General features: G+C 68.6%; 21 protein-coding genes and 1 pseudogene. 20 read left to right on the top strand and 2 right to left on the bottom strand.

The genetic code is table 11. The features are described 5' to 3' along the window. The first annotated feature begins 187 nt into the window (after positions 1-187). The 16 genes from J6U32_RS18540 to ileS all read left to right on the top strand — a co-directional run bounded on the left by J6U32_RS18540 (position 188) and on the right by ileS (position 20,549). Positions 188-1,837 carry a UDP-N-acetylmuramoyl-L-alanyl-D-glutamate--2,6-diaminopimelate ligase gene (locus J6U32_RS18540; protein ID WP_208791603.1) on the top strand — a complete coding sequence of 550 codons (1,650 nt, stop codon included), beginning with the start codon at positions 188-190 and terminating at the stop codon, positions 1,835-1,837. Beyond that, a complete protein-coding gene (locus J6U32_RS18535; RefSeq protein ID WP_208791602.1) occupies positions 1,834-2,466 on the top strand; it encodes a UDP-N-acetylmuramoyl-tripeptide--D-alanyl-D-alanine ligase in 633 nt (210 codons plus the stop codon). The genes J6U32_RS18540 and J6U32_RS18535 overlap by 4 nt, the downstream gene beginning before the upstream one ends. A gap of 16 nt (positions 2,467-2,482) precedes the next feature. Beyond that, the gene (gene mraY / locus J6U32_RS18530; protein WP_208791601.1) at positions 2,483-3,580 is read left to right on the top strand and encodes a phospho-N-acetylmuramoyl-pentapeptide-transferase; all 1,098 of its coding nucleotides are present in this window, start codon (positions 2,483-2,485) and stop codon (positions 3,578-3,580) included. Positions 3,581-3,584: 4 nt separating this feature from the next. Beyond that, positions 3,585-5,210: a UDP-N-acetylmuramoyl-L-alanine--D-glutamate ligase gene (gene murD, locus J6U32_RS18525; RefSeq protein ID WP_208791600.1), complete on the top strand. Its 1,626-nt coding sequence runs from the start codon at positions 3,585-3,587 to the stop codon at positions 5,208-5,210. Further along, a complete protein-coding gene (gene ftsW, locus J6U32_RS18520; protein ID WP_208791599.1) occupies positions 5,207-7,066 on the top strand; it encodes a putative lipid II flippase FtsW in 1,860 nt (619 codons plus the stop codon). The genes murD and ftsW overlap by 4 nt, the downstream gene beginning before the upstream one ends. 84 nt (positions 7,067-7,150) lie before the next feature. Then, entirely contained in the window at positions 7,151-8,368 is a 1,218-nt protein-coding gene (murG, locus tag J6U32_RS18515) for an undecaprenyldiphospho-muramoylpentapeptide beta-N-acetylglucosaminyltransferase (RefSeq protein ID WP_208791598.1), read from the top strand. 71 nt (positions 8,369-8,439) lie between these two features. Continuing rightward, entirely contained in the window at positions 8,440-10,080 is a 1,641-nt protein-coding gene (murC, locus tag J6U32_RS18510) for a UDP-N-acetylmuramate--L-alanine ligase (RefSeq protein WP_208791597.1), read from the top strand. Further along, positions 10,080-10,778, top strand: a complete 699-nt coding sequence (locus tag J6U32_RS18505) for a cell division protein FtsQ/DivIB (RefSeq protein WP_208791596.1) — start codon at positions 10,080-10,082, stop codon at positions 10,776-10,778. Before murC ends, J6U32_RS18505 begins: the two co-directional genes overlap by 1 nt. 184 nt (positions 10,779-10,962) lie before the next feature. After that, on the top strand, positions 10,963-12,132 hold the full coding sequence (ftsZ, locus tag J6U32_RS18500; RefSeq protein WP_006370500.1) for a cell division protein FtsZ: 1,170 nt from the start codon (positions 10,963-10,965) through the stop codon (positions 12,130-12,132). 2 nt (positions 12,133-12,134) lie between these two features. Further along, positions 12,135-12,902, top strand: a complete 768-nt coding sequence (gene pgeF, locus J6U32_RS18495) for a peptidoglycan editing factor PgeF (RefSeq protein WP_208791595.1) — start codon at positions 12,135-12,137, stop codon at positions 12,900-12,902. Next, complete coding sequence (locus J6U32_RS18490; RefSeq protein ID WP_208791594.1) at positions 12,899-13,630, top strand: YggS family pyridoxal phosphate-dependent enzyme; 732 nt, start codon at positions 12,899-12,901, stop codon at positions 13,628-13,630. Before pgeF ends, J6U32_RS18490 begins: the two co-directional genes overlap by 4 nt. 98 nt (positions 13,631-13,728) lie before the next feature. Next, a complete protein-coding gene (locus J6U32_RS18485; protein ID WP_208796200.1) occupies positions 13,729-14,502 on the top strand; it encodes a cell division protein SepF in 774 nt (257 codons plus the stop codon). 136 nt (positions 14,503-14,638) lie between these two features. Next, the gene (locus J6U32_RS18480; RefSeq protein WP_014360347.1) at positions 14,639-14,956 is read left to right on the top strand and encodes a YggT family protein; all 318 of its coding nucleotides are present in this window, start codon (positions 14,639-14,641) and stop codon (positions 14,954-14,956) included. Positions 14,957-15,230: 274 nt separating this feature from the next. Beyond that, positions 15,231-16,058, top strand: coding sequence for a DivIVA-like cell division protein Wag31 (gene wag31, locus J6U32_RS18475; protein ID WP_208791593.1), 828 nt, complete (start codon positions 15,231-15,233; stop codon positions 16,056-16,058). A gap of 24 nt (positions 16,059-16,082) precedes the next feature. Then, positions 16,083-16,955: a hypothetical protein gene (locus tag J6U32_RS18470; protein WP_208796357.1), complete on the top strand. Its 873-nt coding sequence runs from the start codon at positions 16,083-16,085 to the stop codon at positions 16,953-16,955. Positions 16,956-17,279: 324 nt separating this feature from the next. Then, positions 17,280-20,549, top strand: coding sequence for an isoleucine--tRNA ligase (ileS, locus tag J6U32_RS18465; protein ID WP_280118962.1), 3,270 nt, complete (start codon positions 17,280-17,282; stop codon positions 20,547-20,549). An 84-nt stretch (positions 20,550-20,633) separates the two neighbouring features. On the opposite strand, the gene J6U32_RS18460 is transcribed toward ileS, so the two are convergent. Beyond that, on the bottom strand, positions 20,634-21,071 hold the full coding sequence (locus J6U32_RS18460; RefSeq protein ID WP_208791592.1) for a MarR family winged helix-turn-helix transcriptional regulator: 438 nt from the start codon (positions 21,069-21,071) through the stop codon (positions 20,634-20,636). 249 nt (positions 21,072-21,320) lie between these two features. Between J6U32_RS18460 and J6U32_RS18455 the strand changes: the two genes are divergently transcribed. Together J6U32_RS18455 and J6U32_RS27885 are read left to right on the top strand one after the other, a co-directional pair. Then, the gene (locus J6U32_RS18455) at positions 21,321-22,016 is read left to right on the top strand and encodes an MFS transporter (RefSeq protein WP_244332134.1); all 696 of its coding nucleotides are present in this window, start codon (positions 21,321-21,323) and stop codon (positions 22,014-22,016) included. A gap of 79 nt (positions 22,017-22,095) precedes the next feature. Continuing rightward, positions 22,096-22,991 (top strand): annotated as a pseudogene (locus J6U32_RS27885) (alpha/beta hydrolase fold domain-containing protein). On the opposite strand, the gene J6U32_RS18445 reads toward J6U32_RS27885, so the two are convergent. Next, positions 22,974-23,711 carry a TetR/AcrR family transcriptional regulator gene (locus tag J6U32_RS18445; protein ID WP_208791591.1) on the bottom strand — a complete coding sequence of 246 codons (738 nt, stop codon included), beginning with the start codon at positions 23,709-23,711 and terminating at the stop codon, positions 22,974-22,976. The pseudogene J6U32_RS27885 and the gene J6U32_RS18445 overlap by 18 nt on opposite strands. A 76-nt stretch (positions 23,712-23,787) precedes the next feature. On the opposite strand from J6U32_RS18445, the gene J6U32_RS18440 reads away from it, so the two are divergent. Next, positions 23,788-24,231, top strand: coding sequence for a nitroreductase family deazaflavin-dependent oxidoreductase (locus J6U32_RS18440; protein WP_208791590.1), 444 nt, complete (start codon positions 23,788-23,790; stop codon positions 24,229-24,231). 66 nt (positions 24,232-24,297) lie between these two features. After that, positions 24,298-25,782 (top strand): DNA polymerase IV, encoded by a 1,485-nt coding sequence (locus J6U32_RS18435; RefSeq protein WP_208791589.1) that lies wholly within the window; start codon positions 24,298-24,300, stop codon positions 25,780-25,782.

The following is a 25,782-nucleotide window of genomic DNA, read 5'->3' as shown; positions in this document are numbered from 1 at the left end:
GCCGACCCTGCACGGGTCGGGGTCGGGCTGACGGTATCGTGAGTGCGTTCACGGGCGTATCAGACAACACCGGCCGGTAGCGGCACCGGACAACTGGTACATGACAGCCGGCACACGACAACCGGCACACGGCGAGGGGCTCGGACCCGCGCCGTGTTCGACGGGGTGAGAGGAGGGGATCGGCGCGATGGCAGCACGGAGCGGATCGTCTCGGCGACGTCGGTCGACCGACCTGAGCCGCCCCACCCAGCTCGATCCCACCGAGGTCGGCGTCCTGTCACAGGCCACCGGCGCGCGGCTCGACCTGGTGGGCGAGGCGAGCGCGACAACGGCGGTCACCGGGGTGTCACTGCGTGCGCAGGACGTCCGTCCGGGCGACCTGTTCGCGGCGTTGCCCGGGGCCCGCACCCACGGTGCCCGATTCGCCGCCGACGCCGTCGAGCGTGGTGCGACCGCCGTCCTCACCGACGCCGCGGGACGAGCCGAACTGACGCGTGTCCTACCCACCGAAGCCACCTGTGCGGTCCTGGTGCATCCCGAACCCCGACGTGTCCTCGGCGGGGTCAGCGCCCGTATCTACGGCAATCCGTCGCAACGACTCAAGCTCATCGGTATCACCGGAACCTCCGGCAAGACCACGACGTCCTACATGGTCGAGGCGGCACTGCTGGCCGCCGGACACTCGGTGGGGTTGATCGGCACCGTGGAGACACGCGTCAACGGTGTCGCGGTGCCGAGTTCTCTGACCACCCCCGAGGCCCCGACGCTGCAGGGGCTGCTCGCCGCCATGGTCGAGCGCGGCGTCGACACGGTGGTCATGGAGGTCTCGAGCCATGCACTGGCGCTCGGGCGAGTCGATGGCGCACATTTCGCGGTGGGCGCCTTCACGAATCTGTCGCAGGATCACCTCGATTTCCATCCGACGATGCGCGCCTATTTCGAGGCCAAGGCACTCCTGTTCGCCGCCGGGTCCTCGACCCGCGCGGTCCGTTCGGTGATCTGCGTCGACGACGAGTGGGGACGGCGGATGGCCGAGATCGCCTCGGCTGGTTCGTCATTCGCGCCGGTGACGGTGTCGACGACCGATGTCGGCGCATCCTGGCGGGCCGAACAGGTGACCGTCGAGGCGGACGGGTCACAGCACGTCACGCTCTCCGGACCCGGGCGCAGCGGCGTCGAGATGGTGCTACCCCTGCCCGGCCGGTTCAACGTGGCCAACGCCGCCCTGGCCATCGCGATCGCGGTCGCCGCCGGGATCAGCGCCACCGAGGCCGCCACGGCGCTGGCCCACGTATCGGTGCCGGGTCGCCTCGAGCGGGTCGACCGCGGACAGTCTTTCCTGGCGATCGTCGACTATGCGCACAAGCCCGGCGCGCTCGATGCCGTGTTGTCGACGCTGCGCGCACAGACCACGGGCCGTATCGGCGTGGTCGTCGGGGCCGGTGGCGATCGTGACCACGGCAAGCGCCCCATGATGGGCTCTGCGGCCGCTCGGGGAGCGGAGTTGGTCATCATCACCGACGACAATCCGCGCACCGAGGACCCTGCGGCGATCCGGGCGTCGATGCTCGCCGGGATCGCCGAGGTACCCGCCGAGGAGTTGCCCGCGGGTGCCGATCACCGCGAGATCGGGGACCGGCGAGCGGCCATCACCGCCGCCGTCGAGTGGGCGCAGCCCGGTGACGTGATCCTCGTCGCCGGCAAGGGACACGAGGCGGGTCAGGAGATCGACGGCGTGAAGCACCCCTTCGACGACCGCGTCGTGCTCGCCGACGCCCTGGACCGGATCGCCGGTGAGACCACCGAGGACACCGCGGGCCGAGGGGCTCGCCGGTGAGCGCTGAGCTGACCGTGCTCGCCACCGCGACGCCCGCACGGATCGATGACGTCACCTCGGGTCTGCGGATACTCGTCGAGTCGGCCGACCGGGCCCGACGAGCAGGTGCGGACGATGCGGGCGACGGGCGAGGCCGGCGGACGTGGGCGGTCATCGGCGAGCTCCTCGTCGAGGGCCCCGACAGCGACGACGAGAACCACCGGGCCGTCGAACACGATCGGGTGGGCCGGCTCGCGGTTCGTCTCGCCGTCGACAAGGTGCTGTGCGTAGGCTCCGGCAGGGTTGTGCGCGCACTGCATCAGGGCACCGTGATGGAGGGGTCCTGGGGTGACGAGGTGCGTCAGGTCCAGAGCGTCGAGGAGGTCGTCGACCTGTTCGCCGACGAGCCGCAGTGGCGACCGCAACCGGGCGACACCGTTTTGTGGGCGGTGTCGGAGGCCCCGGCCAGTGGGATCACCGCATTCATCCAGGACGCATTTCATCACCCGGTGAGCCTGCGGACGGTGGAGGCGGAGAAAACGGCGCAGGCCGACAAGACCGCGCAGACCGAGACAGAGCAGACCGAGAACACCGATCAGGCGGGGCGGGCAGAGCAGCCGGACACCCCGGACGCAGGAGTGAACGAGTGAAGGCGAGGACGTTCAGGTGACCCAGATCCTCATCGCGGGGGCCATCGCGGTGGCGGTGTCGATCATGCTCACCCCGTTGCTGATCCGGCTGTTCTCGCGGCAGGGCTTCGGTCAGGAGATCCGGGTCGAGGGCCCGCAGAGCCACCAGACCAAACGAGGAACCCCGTCCATGGGCGGCGTTGCGATCATCATCGCCCTGTGGGCCGGCTATTTCGGTGCCCACCTGGCCGGGTTGTTCATGGACTCCGACGCCGGGCCGAGCGCATCGGGATTGCTCGTGCTGGGACTCGCGACCGCATTGGGCGGTGTCGGATTCCTCGATGACTTCATCAAGATCCGCAAGCATCGCAACCTCGGCCTCAACAAGACCGCCAAATCGATCGGGCAGTTCATCGCCGCGATCCTCTTCGGCATCCTGGTGCTGCAGTTCCGCAACAACTCCGGCCTCACCCCGGCCGGACCGTACCTGTCCTACGTGCGCGACATCGACGCGATCTCCATGGTGTCGGTGGCCTTCGTCGTCTTCGTCTGGCTGGTGGTCGCTGCGTGGTCGAACGCCGTCAACTTCACCGACGGTCTCGACGGACTCGCCGCGGGTTCGATGGCGATGGTGCTCGGCTCCTACGTGCTGGTGGCGTTCTTCCAGTTCGTCAACGCCTGCTCGGGCGGCGCGAAACCGGCCAACGACATCCCCCAGGGCTGCTACAACGTGCGAGATCCGCTGGATCTGGCGTTGATCGCGGTCGCCGGTGGCGGAGCGTGCCTGGGCTTCCTCTGGTGGAATGCCGCACCGGCCAAGATCTTCATGGGCGACACCGGGTCGCTGGCGCTCGGTGGCATGCTCGCCGGGCTGTCCATCACCACCCGCACCGAGTTGCTCGCTGTCGTGATCGGCGCCCTGTTCGTCGCGGAGATCGTCTCGGTGGTCATCCAGATCGCGTTCTTCCGGACCACCGGGCGACGAGTGTTCCGCATGGCTCCGTTCCATCACCACTTCGAGCTCGGCGGTTGGGCGGAGACGACGGTGATCATCCGATTCTGGCTGCTGACGGCCATCGCGTGTGCGCTGGGGCTCTCGCTGTTCTACGGCGAGTTCCTCGCCGTCAAGGGCTGAGACGATGGGTGTGACGCCCCTACCGGGGGCAGCGCTACCGGGCCGGTCGGTACTCGTCGCCGGCGGCGGATCGGCCGGCATGTCGGCCGCCGCCCATCTGCTGGATCTGGGCGCGCAGGTCACCATCGCCGACGACCGCGTCACCACGGCAGGGGTGGGGGCGATTGCCGGGGCCTCGGCCATGGTCGACCGCGGGGCTCGGCTGGTCGCCATCACCGAACTACTCGCCGATCCGACGTGGACCGATCGCACCGACCTGGTCGTCGTGTCGCCGGGCTTCGCGCCCGACCACCCGCTCCCGGTCGCCGCACACACCGCCGGCATCCCCACCTGGGGTGAGGTCGAACTCGCCTGGCGGCTCGACGCGGCCGGGATCTACGGACCCCCGCGTACCTGGCTGGTCGTCACCGGCACCAACGGCAAGACGACGACGACCTCGATGCTCGCCGACATCGTCACCGCCTCCGGGCGTGCGGCCGCGGCGTGCGGCAACATCGGGCTCCCGGTGCTCGACGCGATGGCCGAGAGTCCCCGCGTCGACGTGCTCTGTGCCGAACTCTCGTCGTTCCAGTTGTATTGGGCGCCGTCGATCGCGCCGAGTGCCGGTGTGGTGCTGAACGTCGCCGACGACCACCTCGACTGGCATGGGTCCTTCGACGCCTACGCACAGGCCAAGCAGATCGCCCTGCACGGGGCCGTCGGGGTCGTCGGACTCGACGATCCGGTCGCCGCAGCTCTACCCGTCGCGGGCCGACGGGTCGGGTTCACGTTGTCGGCGCCCGCCGACGGCGAGCTCGGGGTTCGCGACGGGGTACTGGTCGACCGGGCGTTCGACGAGGCGGACGGGATGGCAGGAGTCGGGAGTGCGGAAGGCACGACACTCGCCGACGCCACGGGTATCCGGCCACCGGGACCGTCCGGGCTGGCCGACGCCCTGGCCGCCGCGGCGCTGGCCCGGTCGATCGGGGTGGGTCCCGACGCGATCCGATCGGCACTGGCGGCGTTCCGACCGGCCGCACATCGTGGTGAGGTCGTTGCCGAGCTCGACGGCATCGCCTTCGTCGACGATTCCAAGGCGACCAATCCGCATGCCGCGCAGGCGGCGATCGCCGCCCATCGCCGGGTGATCCTGATCGCCGGCGGTCTGCTCAAGGGCGCCTCGCTGGCGAGCATGCTCGAAGCCGTCGGCGATCGCCTCGCGGGCGTCGTCGCGATCGGGCGCGATCGCGGGTTGGTTGTCGCAGCGATCGCGCGACACGCCCCAGAAGTCCCAACTGTCACAGTGTTCACAGGGGACGATGGCTGCGTGACCGTACAGCGAGAGCTCTCCTTCCCGGCGGGTGTTGATGTGCCCGCAGCTCCGGACGCCCCGGCCATCTCCGATGGGTCGTCCGCACCGGCACCGGCCGACGCCGCCGTGGCGGTGATGGATCGCGCCGTCCACCTCGCGTGGGCCCTCGCCGCCGAATGCCGAGGCGAGGATCGTCCTGACGCGATCCTGCTGGCGCCCGCGGCCGCGTCGCTGGACATGTTCGCCGGCTACGGCCGCCGCGGAGATACCTTCGCCGACGCCGCGCGGTCGCTCACCGCCGGGGACGGAGCTGTCGACGAGCAGGCGCAGCGGCGATGAGCGCCGCGTCGACGGACCTATCGTCCGACGATGCCGACGCGCCCACCGACGACCCGGATGTGCACTCGCACACCGACGCCGACGGTGTTGCGAACGACGGGGCCGCGAACGACAGGGCTGCGAACGACCGGGCCGCGAATGGGGAGACGACGCCCTCGACGCGACGCTCGCGGTCGCGAGCGGATGCGCGAGCCTCCGACACGCGGACGCACGCCGGTCCGGTCGAGATGATCGGTACCGCGTTGTCGACGATCGCGGAGGGTACGCGCAGTTTGCTCGGCCGCCCGCTCGCGTCGTACCACCTCATCCTGACCATGGCGTTCCTGTTGACGGCGTTCGGGCTGGTAATGGTGCTCTCGGCGTCGTCGGTGGAGGGCTATTCGCAGGACGGGTCGGCCTACGGCCTGTTCGCCACGCAGGTCGTCTTCGCGCTGCTCGGCGTCGTGGTCTTCTACCTCACGTTGCGACTTCCGGTGCGGTTGTTGCGTCGGATGGCCGCGCCCCTGATGGTGGTCACCACGGTGCTGCTGGCGTTGGTGCTGATCCCCGGGGTGGGCACGCTCAGCCAGGGTGCTCGACGCTGGTTTGTCATCTCGGGGCTGTCGGTGCAGCCGTCGGAGCTGGTCAAGGTGGCGCTCTGTGTCTGGGGAGCGCATCTGCTGGCGTCGCGTCGTCGGGACAACGCCCCGCTGAAGGAACTGTTGATCCCGTTGTTGCCGGTCGGTCTGTTGATCTGTCTGCTGATCATCCTCGAGCCGAACCTGTCGACCACGATCACCATCGCGATCATCATCGGCACCCTGCTGTGGTTCGCGGGTCTGCCGATCAAGGTGTTCTCCGCATTCGCGCTGACCGGTGCGGGTATCGCGATCGTGCTGGCTCTGGTCGAGGGCTATCGCTCGCAGCGCGTGATGAGTTTCCTCGGCGGTATCGACGATCCGCAGGGTGCCGGATATCAGGCACGTCAGGCGACCTACGCCCTGGCCAACGGCGGTGTGTTCGGGGTGGGGCTCGGGCAGAGTCGCGCCAAATGGAACTATCTGCCCAACGCGCACAACGACTTCATCTTCGCGATCATCGGTGAGGAACTCGGTCTCATCGGCGGTCTGCTGGTGGTGGCACTGTTCGTGATCTTCACCTTCGTCGGTCTGCGCATCGCCCACCGGTCGACCGATCCGTTCCTGCGGTTGATGACGGCGACGATCACTGTGTTGATCACCACGCAGGCGCTGATCAACATCGGATATGTGATCGGCCTACTGCCGGTGACCGGCATCCAGTTGCCGTTGTTGTCGGCGGGCGGTACGTCGACGCTGACGGTGTTGGCGATGCTCGGGTTGTTGGCCAACGCGGCCCGTCATGAACCGGAAGCGGTGGTGGCGTTGTCGACGAGTAGGCCCGGGCGGCTGGGTCGCATCCTGCGGCTGCCGACTCCGGTGGCCTACAAGCCTTCTCGCGCCGAGGTACTGCGTGATCGACTCGATGTACGGCGTTCGGGGTCCGGCTCAGCGCCCGCGCCGGTGCGTCGCGGCCGGCCGGGTCCGGGCCGTGGTCCGGCTCCGACGCCGGAGGCCAAGCGACCGGTGTGGCGCCGGGTGCTGCCGGCTGGTCGCAGGTCGGCTGCTGCCGCGGAGGCGACGATGCGCCCGGCGGGGGCGATGCGGGGCGCCGGCAGGTATCGTGCAGGCGCCGGGAGCGAAGCGAGCGGGCCTGGTTTTCGGGGCGCCGGGAGCGAAGCGAGCGGGCCTGGTTCACGGGGTGCCGGCCATTCGTGGCGGCCCCGGTCGGGGTATTCGGGTACGCCGTCGCGGTCGCAGCCGCGTGGCTATTCCGGTGGTTCGGCCCGTCGCCGCTGAGGTGGGTGTGCGGCGCGTCGGCGTGCGTAGTTGAACGTGATGGTTGACCGCCGAGTGGCGGCGGAACGGAGTTGACGACCCGCGATGGAATCACAGGAGCAGGGTGCTGCCCGGGCCGAGGGATCGGATTCTCGCCCGCTCTCGGTGGTCGTGGCCGGTGGCGGTACCGCCGGGCACATCGAGCCCGCGTTGGCGGTCGCCGATGCGGTGCGGCGGCTGGATCCGCAGGCGAGGATCACCGCGTTGGGCACGAGTCGCGGGCTGGAGACGACGCTGGTTCCCGAGCGTGGTTACGAGTTGTCGTTGATCCCGCCGGTGCCGTTGCCGCGGAAGCCGGGCGTCGAGTTGGCGAAGACCCCGCTGCGACTTGCGCGGTCGGTGGCTGCGGCGCGTAAGGCGTTGGCGGCGGTGGATGCCGACGTGGTCGTCGGGTTCGGTGGTTATGTGTCGATTCCGGCGTATCTCGCGGCGCAGGCGCATCTGCGGGGCAAGCGGCGGTTGCCGGTGGTGATCCACGAGGCGAATGCCAGTGCGGGGATCGCCAACAAGGTGGGTGCTCGGTTCGCCGATGTGGTGCTCGCGGCGGTGGACGGTTCGGGGCTCGCCGATGCGCGGGTGGTCGGTATCCCGGTGCGCGGGCAGATCGCCGAGTTGGATCGGATGGCGTTGCGCGCCAAGGCTCGTCATTACTTCGGTCTCGACGAGGACGCTCCGACGCTGCTGGTGTTCGGCGGCTCGCAGGGTGCGGCGCAGTTGAATGCGGCGGTGGCCGGTGCGGCCGAGGCGTTGGGTCGGGCGGGCATCGGTGTCCTACACGCGTACGGGCCGAAGAACTCGATCGATCCGGTCTCGCCTGCGGGGGCACCGCCGTATCGCGGTGTCGGATATCTCAAGCGGATGGATCTCGCGTATGCCGCGGCCGACCTCGTCGTGTGCCGCTCGGGTGCGATGACGGTGGCCGAGGTGTCGGCGACCGGGCTTCCGGCGATCTATGTGCCGTTGCCGCACGGCAATGGGGAGCAGCGGCTCAACGCGCTGCCGGTGGTGCGTGCGGGCGGCGGGCTGCTCGTGGACAACGACGATCTCACCAGCGCCTGGGTGGCGCGGGAGGTACCCGCGCTGCTGTCGGATCCGGAACGGTTGGCGGCGATGTCGGCGGCGGCGGCGGGTACGGGACACCGCGACGCGGCGACCGAGGTGGCGCGGGCGGCGTTGGACCTGGCTGCACGTTTTCGCGCCGGTGAGCATCGCAAGCCGCTGTCGGCCGCGTTTCGTTCGCCGCTTTCGACGCCTGAGCAGTGAACAATTGGGGAGTCGGCATGTCTGGTGCCGACGTGAGTTCTCGTGCGGGATCCGGCGATGGAGGTGAACCGATGACCGGCGATGTCTCGGGGTCGGTGGTCGGTGAGCTGCCCGACCACCTGCGCCGTGTCCACATGGTCGGGATCGGTGGCGCGGGGATGTCGGGTCTGGCGCGCATCCTGCTCGCGCGGGGCTCGCAGGTGTCGGGGTCCGACGCCAAGAGCAGTCGCGGCATCCTGGCGTTGCGCACCCGCGGGGCCCTGATCCAGGTGGGGCACGATCCCTCGGCGCTCGACCAGATTCCCGGCGGTCCGTCGGTGGTGGTCACGACGCATGCCGCGATCCCGAAGACCAATCCGGAACTCGTTGCCGCGCGATCGCGCCGGATTCCGATCCTGTTGCGTCCGCATGTGCTGGCGGAGTTGATGGTCGGGTATCGGTCGGTGCTGATCGCGGGCACGCACGGCAAGACCTCGACCACCTCGATGACGGTGGTGGCGCTACAGCATTGTGGCCTCGATCCGTCGTTCGCGATCGGTGGTGAGCTCAACGAGTCGGGTACCAACGCCCATCACGGCAGCGGGTCGGTGTTCGTGGCCGAGGCCGACGAGAGTGACGGCTCGCTACTCGAATACGTCCCGGACATCGTGGTGGTCACCAACATCGAGGTCGATCATCTCGACTTCTTCGGCACGGTCGAACGCTATGTCGCGGTGTTCGACGAGTTCGTCGCGCGGATCAAGCCGGGTGGATCGCTGGTGGTGTGTCTCGACGATCCGGGCGCCGCTGCGCTCGCACAGCGGTGTGCGGCGTCCCTGACTTGGCGTGGCGTGTCGGTGCTGGGTTACGGCGCGCCGGAGGTGGAGGTTCCCGACGGTGTGCGGGTGGTGGCGACGATGACGTCGTGGGCGCCGACGGCGGCCGGCAGTGAGATCGGTGTGCGCTTCGGTGCGCCGGTCGTCGGTGCCGGGTCGGTGGAGCCCGAGGCGTCGGCGCCGGACGGCTCCGTGGATCGCTCGGTGGCATTGACGATCCCGGGAATCCACATGGCGCGCAATGCGATTGCCGCGATCGTCGCCGCCACGTGTGCGGGCGGTGATCTCTCGGCGGTGATCGCGGGTATCGAGGCGTTCGCCGGTGTGCGCCGGCGATTCGAATTCAAGGGTCGCGTGGGCCTCGACGACGATGGTGCCGAGGGCGGAGAGGCCGCCGAGCGGGGTTCGACGGCTGGGGGAGTGGTCGAGGTCTTCGACGACTACGCCCATCATCCGACGGAGGTGGCCGCGGTACTCACGGCCGCGCGCGCCATGGTCGACGGCGACGAGTCCGGGCGCCGACGCCGCGTCGTCGCAGTATTCCAGCCCCACTTGTATTCGCGCACAGAGGAATTCGCCGACGAATTCGCTGCCGCGCTCGACCTCGCCGATGCGGTGGTGGTCGCCGACGTGTACGGGGCACGAGAGCAGCCGGTACCCGGTGTCAGCGGCCGGATGATCGTCGAGCGGATGGCGCGTGCGGCACGCTTCGAGCCCGATCTGTCCGCACTTGCCGCCACGGTGGCCGGGTTGGTGCGACCGGGGGATGTGGTGCTGACCCTCGGCGCGGGCGACATCACCATGCAGGGCCCGGAAATCCTGGCCGCCCTCGCACATCGCGGGTCCGGCGGGGATCGTGCTGCCGATGCCGGGGAAACGGGCGGCGGTGAGCGCTGATGCGTGTCCTGCCGCAGCGTCGTCGTCCGCGGATCGTTCTCGGCGTGGTCCTGACCGCCGTGGTGGTCGTGGGTCTGGTGCTCATCGCCTACCTGACGCCGTTGATGTCGGTGCGCAACACCGAGATCAGTGACAACCGGACCGTTCCGGGGGCGCAGATCCTCGATGCCGCCGCGGTGGCTCCCGGGACGCCACTGCTGCAGGTCGACACCGAGGCGGTGGCCAGGCGGATCGCGGCCATCCCGTCGATCGCCTCGGCGCGGGTGCAGCGCGGTTATCCCTCGACCCTGCAGATCACCGTCACCGAGCGGGTGCCGGTCGCGGTGGTTCCCGACGGAGACAAGGTGCACGTGCTCGACCGGTCCGGGGTGGGGTACCTGACGTACCCGAACTCCTCGATTCCGCCGGAGATCAAGAAACTCCCGGTGCTGCAGACCGCGACGCCCGGTCCGGCCGATCCGACGACGCGCGCTGCGCTCGGGGTGACCGCGGGCCTGCCTCCGCAGTTGTCGGGGCTCGTGCTCAGGGTGATCGCGAATTCGCCGGTGGACATCGAATTCGCGTTGACCGGTGACCGCAAGGTCATCTGGGGTGACGACACCCGCAACGACGAGAAGGCGCGCACGCTCGGCTACCTGCTCAGCCAGAAGGCGACCGAGTACAACGTCTCGGCGCCGAATTTTCCCGCCTTTCGCTGAGAATCCGGTGTCGACGCCGTGCGAATCGGTGTCGGAGGACACGAGTTTGGCGACACGCCGGGCCACCTGCTGGCCCACCGGGGTGGTGATGCCTAGCGTCAATCCCAACATCACTACTTGACATAACTCTGAATCTATGGTTGAGGTTTAGGGTTTCGCGATCGACAAGAGGAAGGCGAGCGTCATGACGCCACCGCACAACTACCTGGCCGTGATCAAGGTCGTCGGCATCGGCGGCGGCGGCGTCAACGCCGTGAACCGCATGATCGAGCAGGGGCTCAAGGGGGTGGAGTTCATCGCCATCAACACCGACGCCCAGGCGCTGTTGATGAGCGACGCCGACGTCAAACTCGACGTCGGACGTGACTCGACCCGCGGGCTCGGCGCCGGGGCCGATCCCGAGGTCGGCCGGCGCGCGGCCGAGGACGCCCGCGACGAGATCGAGGAGCTCCTCAAGGGCGCCGACATGGTCTTCGTGACCGCGGGAGAGGGCGGCGGCACCGGCACCGGTGGCGCACCGGTGGTGGCCCAGATCGCCCGCAAGCTCGGCGCGCTGACCGTCGGCGTGGTGACCCGGCCGTTCGCGTTCGAGGGCAAGCGCCGCGGCGGCCAGGCCGAGGCCGGGATCACCGCGCTGCGCGAATCCTGCGACACCCTGATCGTCATCCCCAACGACCGTCTGCTGCAGCTCGGTGACGCCCAGGTGAGCCTGATGGATGCCTTCCGCAGCGCCGACGAGGTGCTCCTCAACGGTGTCCAGGGCATCACCGACCTGATCACTACCCCGGGGCTGATCAACGTCGACTTCGCCGACGTCAAGGGCGTCATGAGCGATGCGGGTAGCGCCCTGATGGGGATCGGCTCCTCGCGCGGCGAGGACCGAGCGAAGAAGGCCGCCGAGTCGGCGATCAACTCGCCGTTGCTCGAGGCGTCGATGGAAGGTGCGCGTGGCGTGCTCATCTCGATCGCCGGTGGCAGTGACCTCGGTCTGTTCGAGATCCACAACGCCGCGACCCAGGTCCAGGAGGCCGCCCACGAGGACGCGAACATCATCTTCGGCACGGTGATCGACGACAACCTCGGTGACGAGGTCCGGGTGACCGTCATCGCCGCCGGATTCGACGGCGGCTCGCCGCGCAAGCGTGCCGATGCCCCGGCTGCCGGAGCGGGCAAGGTCGGCGCCGCGCAGGCCGGAGACGTGTCCCGACCGGCGAAGAACGACCCGCTGTTCGGCGAGATGCCGTCCGGCCAGGGCGATCCCTTCGCCTCGTCGTCGACGCCGGAGCGGCCGCGTCGCAACAACGTGACCCTCGACGACGACGACGTCGATGTGCCCTCCTTCATGAAGCGATAGTCATGGGTGGGACCGGCGGACCGGCGACGGCGGCCCGGGTGCGTCGGGTGGTCACCACCCGCGCCGGCGGCAGCTCGCAGGCGCCTTACGACAGTTTCAATCTCGGCGATCACGTCGGCGACGACCCGGCAGCGGTCGCGGCCAATCGTTCGCGTCTGGCCCGCCAGATCGGGGTGGACGAGTCCCGGGTGGTGTGGATGGAGCAGATCCACAGCCGCAACGTGACCGTGGTCGACGAGTCGACGTTCACCTCGCCCGATGTCGAGAAGGTGGGCCCCTCGATCCGCGTGCCGGCCACCGACGCACTGGTCACCGCCCTGCCCGGGGTGGCCCTGGCGGTGCTCTCGGCCGATTGTGTGCCGGTGTTGCTCAGCGACGACGAGGCCGGTGTCATCGCCGGTGTCCATGCCGGCCGCGTCGGTGCCCGTATCGGCATCGTGCCGGCCACCCTGCGCGCGATGATCCGGCTCGGCGCGCGTCCCGAACGCATCGGGGCCTTTCTCGGCCCGGCGGCCGGAGGTGACCGCTATGAGGTGCCCGACGCGATGCAGCGCGACGTCGAGGAGCATCTGCCCGGCAGTGCGTGCCGGACCGCGAAGGGCACCGCTGGTCTCGATCTGCGCGCCGGAATCCGGCGGCAGTTGCTGGCCGTCGGAGTGAATTCGGTGGCCGTCGACCCGCGGTGCACCATCTCCGACACCGGTCTGTTCAGTCACCGGCGCGGTGCGCCGACTGGTCGGCTGGCGTCGGTCATCTGGATCGACCGGTGAGCGATCCGCGCACCGAGGAGCTCGCGCAGCGCCTGGCCACGGTGCGCGGGGAACTCGACGCGGCCGTGGCCCGCGCCGGTCGGGCGCCGGGCGACGTCGAGTTGCTGGTGGTGACCAAGTTCTTTCCGGCCGCCGACGTCGCGCGTCTGATCGAGCTGGGGGAGCGCGAGTTCGGCGAATCCCGCGAGCCCGAGGCGAGCCGCAAGATCGGCGAACTCGGTTCACTTGTCGACGGCAGCGGAGCCGTGTTCGACATGATCGGCAGCGTGCAGACCAAGAAGGCGAAAACCGTTGCGCGATGGGCGCGTTCGGTGCACTCGGTGGATCGCGACAAGCTCGTCGACCAGTTGGCGTCGGCGGCGGGGGTGGCGCTGGACGAGCAGGTGCGCTCCGAGCCGCTCGGGGTGTTCTGTCAGGTCAGCCTCGACGACGACCCGACACGCGGGGGTGTCGTCGAGGGGCAGTTGCCCGAACTCGCGCAGCGGGTGGCCGACGCACCGACGTTGCGGCTGGCGGGCCTGATGGTCATCGCGCCGACGCACGGTGAGGTGCGGGAGTGGATGGCGAAGACCGCGCGTATCCGCGAGAAGTTTCTGCAGGAGCATCCGGATGCGACAGCGCTGTCGGCCGGCATGAGTGGCGACATGGCGATCGCCGTCGAATACGGCTCGACATGTGTGCGTGTCGGTACCGCGATCATGGGATCCCGGCCGATACTCTCTCAGTAATCACACAAGTCACATCAGAACCATCGAGAACAGCTCACACACCGGCAACATTTGCACCACCCGCTCGTGAGCGTCGGATGACCAGAGAGGCCCAGCACATGACCACGATGCAGAAGTTCAAGGCATATTTCGGCATGGTGCCTCCGAGCGAGTACGAGGACGATTACCTCGACGAGCCCGGCCCCGGCCCGGTCCGGGCCGCCGCGCGTGAGCGCACCTACCGCGACGACTACTACGGCGACTCCTCCTACCGCGAGGAAGCGCTCGCCGACTCCGCGTACGGCGACTACCGCGACGCCGGCTACCGGGACCGTGAGGTCGGCGTGGCCGGCCGCGATCGTGAGGTCTACGCCGAGGAGCGGCGGTACGCGGTGGGCGGTTACGAGGGATACGAACCCGGCTATGCGGGCGCCGAATACGCCTACGCGGGTGGAGGCGTCCGGGCGGCCACCGAGGTGTCCTCCGACCGGGTGCGGGCCACACGACTCGAGCCGCTGCAGCGGTCGAGCGGCGCGACGCTGCGCGCGACCGGAGCCGGCCGGCCGGGCGGCTCCGATCGGGGAGACCTCGAGCGCGTCTTCGCCGACGGCCCGCTGCACAAGATCACCACCCTGCGTCCGTCCGATTACGGTGAGGCGCGCACCATCGGTGAACGCTTCCGCGACGGCAATCCGGTGATCATGGACCTGGTCAACATGACCAATGACGACGCCAAGCGTCTCGTCGACTTCGCCGCCGGACTGGCATTCGCGCTGCGTGGTTCCTTCGACAAGGTGGCCACCAAGGTGTTCTTGCTCTCACCGGCCGACATCGATGTCTCGCCCGAGGATCGGCGCAAGATCGCCGAGACCGGGTTCTACAACCAGTCCTGACCGGTACGGATTGCCCGATGTCGCAGCACAATGCGACATGTGCGGCAAATCCCCCGAATCAGCGTCCTCGCGCCCGCGGCGACGTGCCGGAACCCCGGTGCGGCCGCGGGCGCCTCACGTCAGGCACTCTTGAGAAGTGGCGATTGTGTTCGAAGTCATCTGGTACATCCTGTTCGTCTACTGGCTGCTGTTGCTGGCCCGGCTCGTTGTGGAGTTGGTGCGCACCTTCGCTCGGGAGTGGCGACCGACGGGGATCGTCGTGGCGATCATCGAGATCACCTTCACGGTGACCGATCCACCGATCAAACTGTTCCGGCGGATCATCCCGCCGATTCCGCTCGGCCCGGTGCGGCTGGACCTGTCGCTGATGATCGTGCTGATCCTGGTGGTGATCGCGATGCAGGTGGTCGGGTCATTCCGCATGGGCGCCGCGGCGTCGGCGCTGGGGATGTGACCGGGGACTTGGCCCGAGACCGTATTGCTGATGTCATGGTTGAGTGACTGTTTGATTGCAGGACGACATCGATGTCCTACTACGAACGGTTCAGATGTGACAGGATAAGACGCCAGTTACAGATTTTGACTGGTATGAATGGTCAGTGACAGTCTGTAATGGGACACGTGACAGCGTGGAACTGCTCGACTGACGCAGAACTGCTCGACTGACGCAGAACTGCTGGCACAAGGCTCGACCAAGACAAGCTCGAACGACATTGAGGGGAACCGACATGCGGCTGACACCAGCTGATGTGCACAACGTCGCGTTCAGCAAACCGCCTATCGGTAAACGCGGCTACAACGAAGACGAGGTGGATCAGTTCCTCGACTTTGTCGAAGCAGAACTCGCACGTCTTATCGACGAGAATTCGGATCTGAAACAACGCGTCGAAGAACTCGAGGGCGAGCTCACCGAGGCGCGGTCCGGTGCCGCTGCGGCGCCTGCGCCGTCGGAGGACCACACCCAGGTCTTCGCCGCGGTGTCCACTCCCGAACCCCAGGCCCCGCCTGCCCCCGCGCCGGCGGCGGCGCCGGTCGACGGCGACGCCCACGTCCGTGCGGCCAAGGTCTTGGCGCTCGCGCAGGAGACCGCCGATCGTCTGACCAGCACCTCACGCCAGGAAGCCGACTCGTTGCTGGCCGACGCGCGGCAGCGGTCGGACTCGATGGTCGCCGAGGCACAGAGCAAGTCCGAGGCCATGCTCGCCGATGCGCGACAGCGTTCGGAGGCCATCCTGGCCGACGCGCAGACCCGCTCGGAGGCGCAGCTGCGTCAGGCACAGGAACGTGCCGACGCCCTGCAGAGCGACGCCGAGCGCAAGCACGCCGAGATCATGGGCACCATCAACCAGCAGCGTGGCGTACTCGAGGGACGGATCGAACAGCTCAAGATCTACGAGCGTGAGTACCGTACGCGTCTGAAGACCTACCTGGAATCCCAGCTCGAGGAACTCCAGCAGCGCGGTAGCGCGGCTCCGGTCGAGAGTGGACGCCCGGCCGATCAGTCGTTCTCCACCGATCCCGGCAACGGTGGATTCAGCAGCTACTCGCAGAGCTGAGCGGGACGACACTAGGTCGATGACGTGCTGACCCTGGCGCTGGCTGCCACGCTTGTCGGATTCGTCCTACTTGTTGTCGGCCTGATCACCGGCACCCTGTGGCTCGCGATTGCCTGCATCGTGGTCTGCCTCGTCGGCCTGATCTTCCTCGTCGCCGACATCGTCTGGAGTGGTCGGCGCGGTAAGGCCGACGACGAGCAGGCCGGTGGTGGGTTCGGCTTCGGCGCTGCGCGCGAGGACGCCGGCGACGACACCGATGATGACCGGTACCCGCCGCGGCCGCCGGACACCGGGGATCCGCAGTCGGAGTCGGTGCACGGCCCCGACACCGACGGACAGTCGACCGAGGATCGTCGTCGGGCCCTCTGGGAGGGCGTCATCGCGTCTCCCGACGCACCCGACACCCCGCCGGACTCACGCGCGACCGATTCCCGTCCGCCCGAGTCCGTGCCGACGCAGGCTACTACTCCGCCTCCGCCCGGGCCCGGTGTCACAGCCCCCGGTCGGCCCGCCGCACCCTCGACCGCCGAGCGGGGATACGCCGACTATCTGCGGTCGGTCGGCGCTGCCGACACCCGCTCGCGCCCCCCGGTGTCGAACCCCGGCGTTCCCCACCCTTCCGGCCCGACCGCCGGCAACGACCCACGGGGGCGGCAACGCCCTCCCGGCCCGCCCCAATCCGGTCCGCCCCAGTCCGGCCAGTTCGAGTCCGGCCGGTTCGACTCGGGCTCACCCCGGTCCGGCGGGTTCCGGCCCGGTCCGGCGCCGACTCCGCAGGGCTCTCGGGGGACGCACTCCGATCCCGGGTCCACGACGCCGTCGGGTGAATCGGAGCCCGCAAAGCGGCCGGAGAAGATCGATCCGTTGCATCCGGACTGGCGCCCGCCCCAGCAGTGACAGCAGAGCAGCCGGTGACGACAACGGCCGTGGGTGACGACAAACGATTTGGTCCGACCCGGTCGTGCACGGCTACACTGGGTCTCGCGTCGATCCGGCCATCACCGGGGAGCACCCGGAAGAACCGAACGTCCCCGTCGGGTCGTTCCCAGTAGAACCGGGCGGGTGGGCCCGTCACAGCCCGCGTCCCGTGACACGGTCACCACATGCGCGGGACCTGAGTGGCGTCGATCGTCGTCGACGCAAGCGGGGTGGTACCGCGCAACCGGGAACGGTTAGCGTCCCCGTGCCGAGAAGCATCGAGATGGCACGAGGAGACCAGCCGTGACCGACGTGGGTCAGTCCCCGCACACCCCCCAGTCCGCCGAGACCGGTGCGTCTTCGCACGCCGACGACGGGAGCCGGATCTATCCGCGCGTCGACATGACCGGCGGCGAGCGTGGTGCGCCGTCGTTTCCCGACGTCGAGCGCACCGTGTTGCAGTACTGGGACGCCGACGACACTTTTCGCGCGTCTGTCGAGGAAAAGTCCCAGGCGGAGGAGTTCGTCTTCTACGACGGTCCGCCGTTCGCCAATGGTCTGCCGCACTATGGGCACTTGCTCACCGGTTACGTCAAGGACGTCGTCCCGCGGTATCAGACGATGCGGGGCAAGAAGGTCGAGCGCCGGTTCGGTTGGGACACACACGGTCTGCCCGCCGAATTGGAGGCCGAACGCCAGCTCGGGATCACCGACAAGTCGGAGATCGAGAAGATGGGCATGGAGCGGTTCAACGACTTCTGCCGTGACTCGGTACTGCGGTACACCGGTGAGTGGCGCGAGTACGTGACCCGTCAGGCCCGTTGGGTCGACTTCGACAACGACTACAAGACCCTCGACATCGACTACATGGAGTCGGTGATGTGGGCGTTCAAGCGGCTGTGGGACAAGGGCTTGATCTATCAGGGCTATCGGGTGCTGCCGTACAGCTGGTACGAGCAGACACCGCTGAGCAACCAGGAGTCCAAGCTCGACGACGCCTATCGGATGCGCCAGGACCCGGCGGTCACCGTGACCATGCCGCTCGTGGCGCCCGGCAGCCCGCTCGACGGTGTGAACGCGTTGATCTGGACGACCACCCCGTGGACGTTGCCGAGCAACCTTGCGATCGCGGTGAATCCGAAGGTCACCTACGTCCACGTGCGCGCCACCGACGGGCATGACTACCTGCTCGCCGAGGCGTTGCTGGGTGCGTATACGGGTGAACTCGGCGACACCACCGAACTCGGCCGGTACCCGGGCGCCGATCTCGCCGACCTGCACTACCTGCCGCCGTTCGATTTCTTTGTCGGACACCCGAATTCCCATCGCGTGTTGCTCGGCGACTATGTCACCACCGACAGCGGCACCGGTATCGTGCACCTGGCTCCCGCGTTCGGCGAGGAGGACATGGAGCTCGCCACCGCCAACGGTATCGAGGTCGTTCAGCCGCTCGATCCGGGTGGCCGGTTCACCTCGGCGGTGCCGACCTATGAGGGGCAGATGGTCTTCGACGCCAACCCGGCGATCATCAAGGACCTCAAGGCCGGTGGCGGTCATGTCCAGTCCGGACCGGACGGTCGGGCCGGGCGCATCCTTCGGCACGAGACCATCGAGCACTCCTATCCGCATTCCTGGCGGTCGGGAAAGCCGTTGATCTACATGGCCGTTCCGTCGTGGTTCGTCGCGGTCACCCCGATCAAGGAGCGCATGCTCGAACTCAACAAGCAGATCACCTGGGCGCCCGATCACATCCGGGACGGTCAGTTCGGCAAGTGGCTCGAGGGTGCCCGCGACTGGAACATCAGCCGAAATCGGTTCTGGGGTGCGCCGATCCCGGTGTGGGTCTCCGACGACCCGGATCATCCCCGCACCGATGTCTACGGTTCGCTCGACGAGCTCGAGCGCGACTTCGGGGTGCGTCCGGACAATCTGCACCGGCCCTACATCGACGAGCTGACCCGGCCCAATCCCGACGACCCCACCGGCGCGTCGACGATGCGTCGTGTGCCGGAGGTCTTCGACTGCTGGTTCGAGTCGGGTTCGATGCCGTTCGCGCAGGTGCACTACCCGTTCGAGAACGCCGACTGGTTCGACGGTGACGCCGAGGCCGGCCTGGCGCCGCACAATCCGGGCGACTTCATCGTCGAGTACAACGGTCAGACCCGGGGCTGGTTCTACAACCTGCACGTGCTCGCCACCGCGCTCTTCGATCGGCCCGCATTCAAAAGTGTTGTCGCGCACGGGATCGTGCTCGGCGACGACGGGCAGAAGATGAGCAAGTCCAAGCGCAACTATCCCGACGTCAACGAGGTCTTCGACCGCGACGGCAGCGATGCGATGCGCTGGTTCCTCATGGCCTCGCCGGTGCTGCGGGGCGGGAACCTCGTGGTCACCGAGAAGGGCATCCGCGAAGGTGTGCGACAAGCGTTGCTGCCGTTGTGGAATGCGTACAGTTTCTTGGCGCTCTACGCCGAGAGGCCGGCGACGTGGCGGACCGATTCGACCAACGTGCTCGACCGCTACATCCTGGCGAAGCTGGCGCTGACCCGCGACGAGATGACCACCGCGCTCGACACCTACGACATCGCCGGCGCGTGTGATTCGTTGCGGCGCTTCGTCGAATCGTTGACGAATTGGTACGTGCGCCGGTCCCGGGCTCGCTTCTGGGCCGGTCAGGACGCCGACGCCGATGCCTTCGACACGCTGTACACCGTGCTCGAGGTGGCCTCTCGCCTTGCCGCGCCGCTGTTGCCGATGGCCACCGAGGCGATCTGGCGTGGGCTCACCGGTGAGCGGTCGGTCCATCTGACCGATTGGCCCACCGCCGACGAGTTGCCCGCCGACGCGGCGCTGGTGGCGGCGATGGACGAGGTGCAGGCGGTGTGCTCGACGGCGTCGAGTGTGCGCAAGGCCAACAAGTTGCGGGTGCGTCTGCCCTTGCCGGGGCTGACGGTGGCCTCGCCGACGGCCGGGCAACTCGAACCGTTCACCGATCTGATCGCCGACGAGATGAACGTGAAGTCGGTGACGCTGTCGACCGACGCCGATGCCTATGGGCGACAGGAACTCGCCGTGAACGCGCGGGCTGCCGGTCCGCGGCTGGGCAAGGACGTGCAGCGGGTCATCAAGGCGGTCAAGGCCGGTGACTGGGCGGTGCGCGTCATCGACGACGGCACCGAGGTGGTCAGTGCCGCCGGTATCGACCTCGAGCCGGGGGAGTACACGCGCCGGCTCGTCGCCGAGGAACCCGAATCGACCGCCGAATTGCCCGGCGGTGCGGGGCTGGTCGTTCTCGACACCGCGGTCACCCCGGAGCTCGAGGCCGAGGGATGGGCCAAGGACCGGGTCCGCGAGCTCCAGGAGGCCCGACGCTCTCTGGGCCTGGATGTGTCGGATCGGATCGAGGTGCGTCTGGTGGTGCCCGCCGAACGTCTGGACTGGGCCCGAAGCCACGCCGACATGATCGCCGGGGAGGTCCTCGCGGTGGTCTTCGAGGTGGTGCAGGCCGGTGCCCCGGGCGCCATCGAACTCGGAGACGGTGTCACCGCCGACGTCACCCGCGCCACGACCTGAGCCGCGCTGCGCGGTACTCCCGATCGCCCGTACGCGTCACGCGTGCGGGCGATCGGCGTTTCGGGAGAGGTACTCGGGGATACCTCATTGGGCAGCCGACCCGCCCAGCGCGCGTCGGCTCGACTGCAGAGCCGACCGCAGTGCCTCGACCTCGGTGTCGTCGAGATCGGCGACCATCCGGGTCTCGATGGCCGTGATCGCCGGTTCCAGACGTTCGACGGTCTCGTGGCCGTGGTCGGTGAGGTACAGCCGCATCTGCCTGCGGCTGTGCGGGTCGGTCTCGCGTCGGACGAACTGCCGTTCCTCGAGCCCCGCGGTGATCCGGGCCATCGTCTGCGGTCGCACGAACGAATTGCGGGCGAGTTCGGCGGAGGTCAGCCCCGGGCGGCGGGCCAGCACGGTCAGCGCGGTGTATTGCACCGGCGTCAAGCCCTCGCCGCCGACCACCTCGTCCATGCGGGCGCGCACCGCCAACTCCAGCTGCTTGACGAGGTAGAGCAGTGTGGCGTTGCTGCTGGGCATAGGTGACTCTCTCGCGACGGTGACGAAACGGGGCGGGTGGCGGACGTGAAGCGATGGCGAACTCGACCTTGATTATGCAGAACCGTCGTCCCACGCCGCCGGGCTCCGGGTGAGCCACCCTTCTCCGGAGCGGAGATGAGCGCCACACCCTTGCGCGCACGACAACAAACCGTCAGTATTGCTGTTATCAGCATTGCTGATGATGTCGGCAGCACCACACCGCCCTTCTCGGCTCGGAAAGGTCCCCCCATGACCCAGAGAACATTCGTCACCGGAAAGGCCGACGCCGGCGGCTCCGACAGGTACGTCCTGGACAGTCGGACGCTGATCGCCGCGGCGGCGGCGATCGCCCTGGCGCAGGCTGCGTTGGCCATGCCCGCCGTGCTCAACGGGCTCTTCCAGGACGATCTCGGCACCAGCGCGTCACAGCTCACCTGGATCTCCGCGGCGTTCCTGGTCCCGGTCACCCTGTTCGAGCTCACCTTCGGGGTGCTGGGAGATCTGTTCGGCCGCAAGCGATTACTGATCATCGGCACCATCGTTCTCGGTGTCGGTCAGCTGATCGGCTTCCTCACCCCGGGTTGCCGACGTCGACACCTCGATCCGGGTGGCCGTGCTGCTCGTCGGCCAGGTGCTCACCGGTGTCGGCGCGGCCGCGATCATGCCCACCACCCTGGCGATGGTCGCAGCGGGCACGCACACGCCGGCGCGGTCCACTCCGGGCCGTTGGGCGCCAACGGCGTTCCGGCGACGGTGATGGTCGACGGAAAGTCCGTGCCGCTCAATCCTTTGCAGTCGGTTGCCTTTGACGCTCTCGATCATTCATACTCGATGGCCTTCGTGGTGCGCGCCGGCGCGGCACTGCTCGCCACCCTCATCGTCGGCATCGGGTTCACCGGGGTCGAGTCGCGGTCCCGCGTCAGCGGCGAACCCGAAACCGTATGACCGACCCACGATTTCTCCGGAGGACGTCGAATTGTCTGTGCTTGCCAACCCGCCCGTGGCGCGGGTGATCGCGCGGGGTATGCAGTGGGGGATGGGTCGGGCGGCGCAGCGCACGACCACTCGCGCGCGGGCGCGATTTCCCGACCACCGAGCCGACACCGAGCCGCTGCGGATACCGAGCACTCTGGGGCCGGTCTCGGCGACGATCTACCGTCGCGCACCCGCCGACCGCACACCACCGGTATATGTGAACCTGCACGGCGGCGGATACGTCATGGGCGTGAGGGAGCAGGACGATCCGGCGTGCCGGCTGCTGGCGGTGGAGGCCGGCGTCGTGGTCGTCAACGTGGATTACGCGCTCGCCCCGCAGCATCGGTTTCCGCAACCGCCCGAGCAGATCCACGAGATCCTCGTCTGGATCGCCGAGCACGGAGCAGAGCACGGCTGGGACGGCACCCGGCTGGTCGTCGGCGGTCAGAGCGCGGGCGGCGCGCTCGCGGCGGCCGGGGCGCGGCTCGCACTCGAACACGGTGGCCCGCGATCTCGTTGCAGGTTTTGCATTACCCGCCAATGGATCTGACGGTCCCGGCGGGCGCCAAGCACTCACCGCTGGCCCGGCCGATGCTCCGACCGTGGATGGGTACGGTGTTCGACGCCGCGTACGTCCCGGACGTCGCGCAGCGGTTCGACCGGCTGGTCTCACCCGCCGGCGGCGCCGACGAGGCCGATCTCACCGGTATCGCACCCGCTCTGGTCATCGTGGCGCACAACGACATCCTGGCCGAGGAGGGACGGCGATACGCCCGGCGGCTCGAGGCCGCCGGCGCGCTGCGCGGGCTCCTCGAGGTCCCCGACGCCGATCACGGCTACGACGTCGACGATGACGTCAAGGCGCTCTCGTCGTACGGATGGATCGCCGAGCGGGTACGCGTCGCGACCGCCGTCGAGGAACCTCCGTCAGCGGAACACCGATGACAGGACCGCGTCGATCTGGGCGCTGAACAGGTGCTCGGGAACGGAGAACGTCTCCGAGCCGTATTGGCCGAACACCTCCAGCGAGGTCGCCCCGATCACGGTGGCCCACAACAGGGTTCCGGTGACGAGGGCGGTATCGGGTAGGTCGTTGCCGAACTCGGTGCGGATGGCGTCGAGATCGGCCGACAGTGTGGGGGAGACCTCGCAGTCCGGGGCGGTGAGGACGCCCGCGTCATGTGCGGCGGCGAGTTCGGCGATGAGCCGTGCGATCACGCGGGTGCCGGGGGTGACGGTACGGTCGGCGGGCGCTGCGTATCCGGGGACGGGGCTGCCGTAGAGCAGTGCCCAGCGTGCCGGATCGTCGACGGCCCAGGTGCGGATTGCCTTGGCGGCAGCCATGATCCGGCCGCGATGATCCCCGGCGTCGATACGGTCGGTGGCGGCGTCGACCGACTCGGCGAGGTGGGTGTACCCCTCGACGAGCAGCCGGGTGAGCAGTTCGTCGCGACTCGGGACGTAGCGGTAGACCGCCGACGAGACCACGCCGAGCTCCCGCGCGATCGCACGCAGCGACAGTCCCGCGGCGCCGTGGGTGCTCAGATGCTCGCGACCGAGCCGCAGGATCTCGGTCTCCATTGTCTGCCGATTCTCGGCTCGGGTGCGGGGCGCGCGCGTCGTCGATCCGGGCATGCCGACCATCATCGCACAATGCGAGAGCATTGCTCTTGTTTTTCGGGCCGGATGTCTGCATACTCGAAAACGAGAGCGGTGCTCTCTATCAACGAAAGGTAGTTCGATGACCCATTACCTCGCGCCCACGACGATGGATTCCCGGATGAATGCCCTCGTCCGCTGGCTCACCGACCGCGGCTTCTCGCTCGCCGGCGCCCAGACCCTGACCGTGATCGGTCGGACATCCGGTGCGCCGCAGAGTATTCCGGTCAATCCGCTCGTTCTCGACGGTGTCGAGTACCTGGTGGCGGTGCGTGGCGTCACCCAATGGGTCCGCAACGCCCGCGCGGCGGGTGTGGGCGAACTGCGTCGTGGCCGGCGCTCACGCCGGGTCGCGCTCCTCGAGGTGCCCGCGACCGAGCGGGCCGCGATCATCCGTCGCTACCTCGACAAATGGGGGTGGGAGGTCGGGCGGTTCCTGCCGGAGGGGCTCGGGGTCGACGCGACGGAGGCGCAGCTCGCGGAACATGCCGAACAGATCCCGGTCTTCGTGGTCTCTGCCGCCTAGCCACCCGCTGCCAGGTGTGCCGACGCCGTGACGACCGGTGGTCGGGGCGCGTCCTACTCTGCAAGGGTGTCGGAGTTTGCAGGAGTCCCGGGGATTGCCGGTCGGGATGACGCCACCGAGCGCAGCGAGCCCGATGAGACCGAGCGCAGTGCGCGGTGGGTGATGCATCTCGACATGGATGCCTTCTTCGCCTCTGTCGAACAACTCACGCGTCCGACCCTGCGGGGCAGGCCGGTGCTGGTCGGCGGTACGGGCGGGCGGGGCGTGGTCGCGGGTGCGAGCTATGCCGCACGGGCCTACGGCGCGGCGTCGGCGATGCCGATGCATCAGGCGCGGCGACTCGTCGGTGCGTCCGCGGTGGTGCTCCCGCCGCGTGGTGCGGTGTATCGGGTCGTGAGCGAGCGGATCTTCGCGCTCGTCCGCGAGGCCGTGGGTGTGATCGAGATGCTGTCCTTCGACGAGGCATTCGCCGAGCCCGAGGCGCTCGTCGGATGTAGCGCCGCGCAGGCGCACGCGTTCGCCGACGATGTCCGGCGACGCATCCGCGACGAGGTGGGCCTGGCCGCGTCGGTGGGGTTCGGCTCAGGGAAGCAGATCGCCAAGATCGCTTCCGGAATGGCCAAACCCGATGGGGTGATGGTGATCTCGCCCAGCCGTGAACTCGCGTTCCTGCATGCGTTGCCGGTCCGAAAACTGTGGGGGATCGGCCCGGTCTCCGGGGATCGTCTGTCCCGGTTGGGTATCGACACGATCGGCGACCTCGCGGCCCTGTCGGAGGTCGAGGTCGCCTCGGTGCTCGGTTCCACCGTCGGTCCGGCGCTGCACCGCCTCGCCCAGGGTATCGACGATCGACCTGTCACCGAACGTGCTGCGGCCAAACAGATCTCGGCCGAATCCACTTTCGCCGCCGACATCGTATCGATGGCGGGACTCCGGCCGGCGATCGATCGGTCGGCCGCCGATGCGCACCGTCGGCTCGTCGCCGACGGGCGCGGTGCCCGCACCGTCGTGCTCAAACTCAAACGCGCCGACATGTCGGTGCTGACCCGCAGTTTCACGCTGCCCGCGGCCACCAGCGACCTCGACGCACTCACCGCGGTGGCCCGTCGCCTGGCTCTCGATCCCGAGTCGATTGGTCCGATTCGCCTTGTCGGAGTCGGCTATTCCGGTCTGAGTGAGACCGAGCAATACGCGTTGTTCGATGATGTCGCGGCAGCGGCCGAGCCGGTGCCCGGCGTGGCGACGCCGACCGCGGATTCGGCGCAAGGTGTCGAGGAGACCGACCGCACCGACCGCACCGACCGCGCCGATGGTGCCGAGGGCGCCGAGAGTGCGGTGCGCTCGGCGCAGCCCGGTGAGTGGGCCACCGGCAACGACGTGACCCACCGCGAGCACGGGCACGGCTGGGTGCAGGGTGCCGGGCACGGTGTGGTCACCGTGCGGTTCGAGACCAGAACCACCGGGCCCGGCCCGGCGCGTACCTTCGCCGCCGACGATCCCGATCTGCGCCGCGCCGACCCGATCGACAGTCTGGACTGGCCGCGCGGGTGA

The sequence above is a fragment of the Gordonia polyisoprenivorans genome, from assembly GCF_017654315.1.
In the GTDB taxonomy this organism is placed as follows: Bacteria; Actinomycetota; Actinomycetes; order Mycobacteriales; family Mycobacteriaceae; genus Gordonia; species Gordonia polyisoprenivorans_A.
Note: the sequence above shows the minus strand (reverse complement) of the source record. Positions and strands in the feature narration are given on the sequence as shown.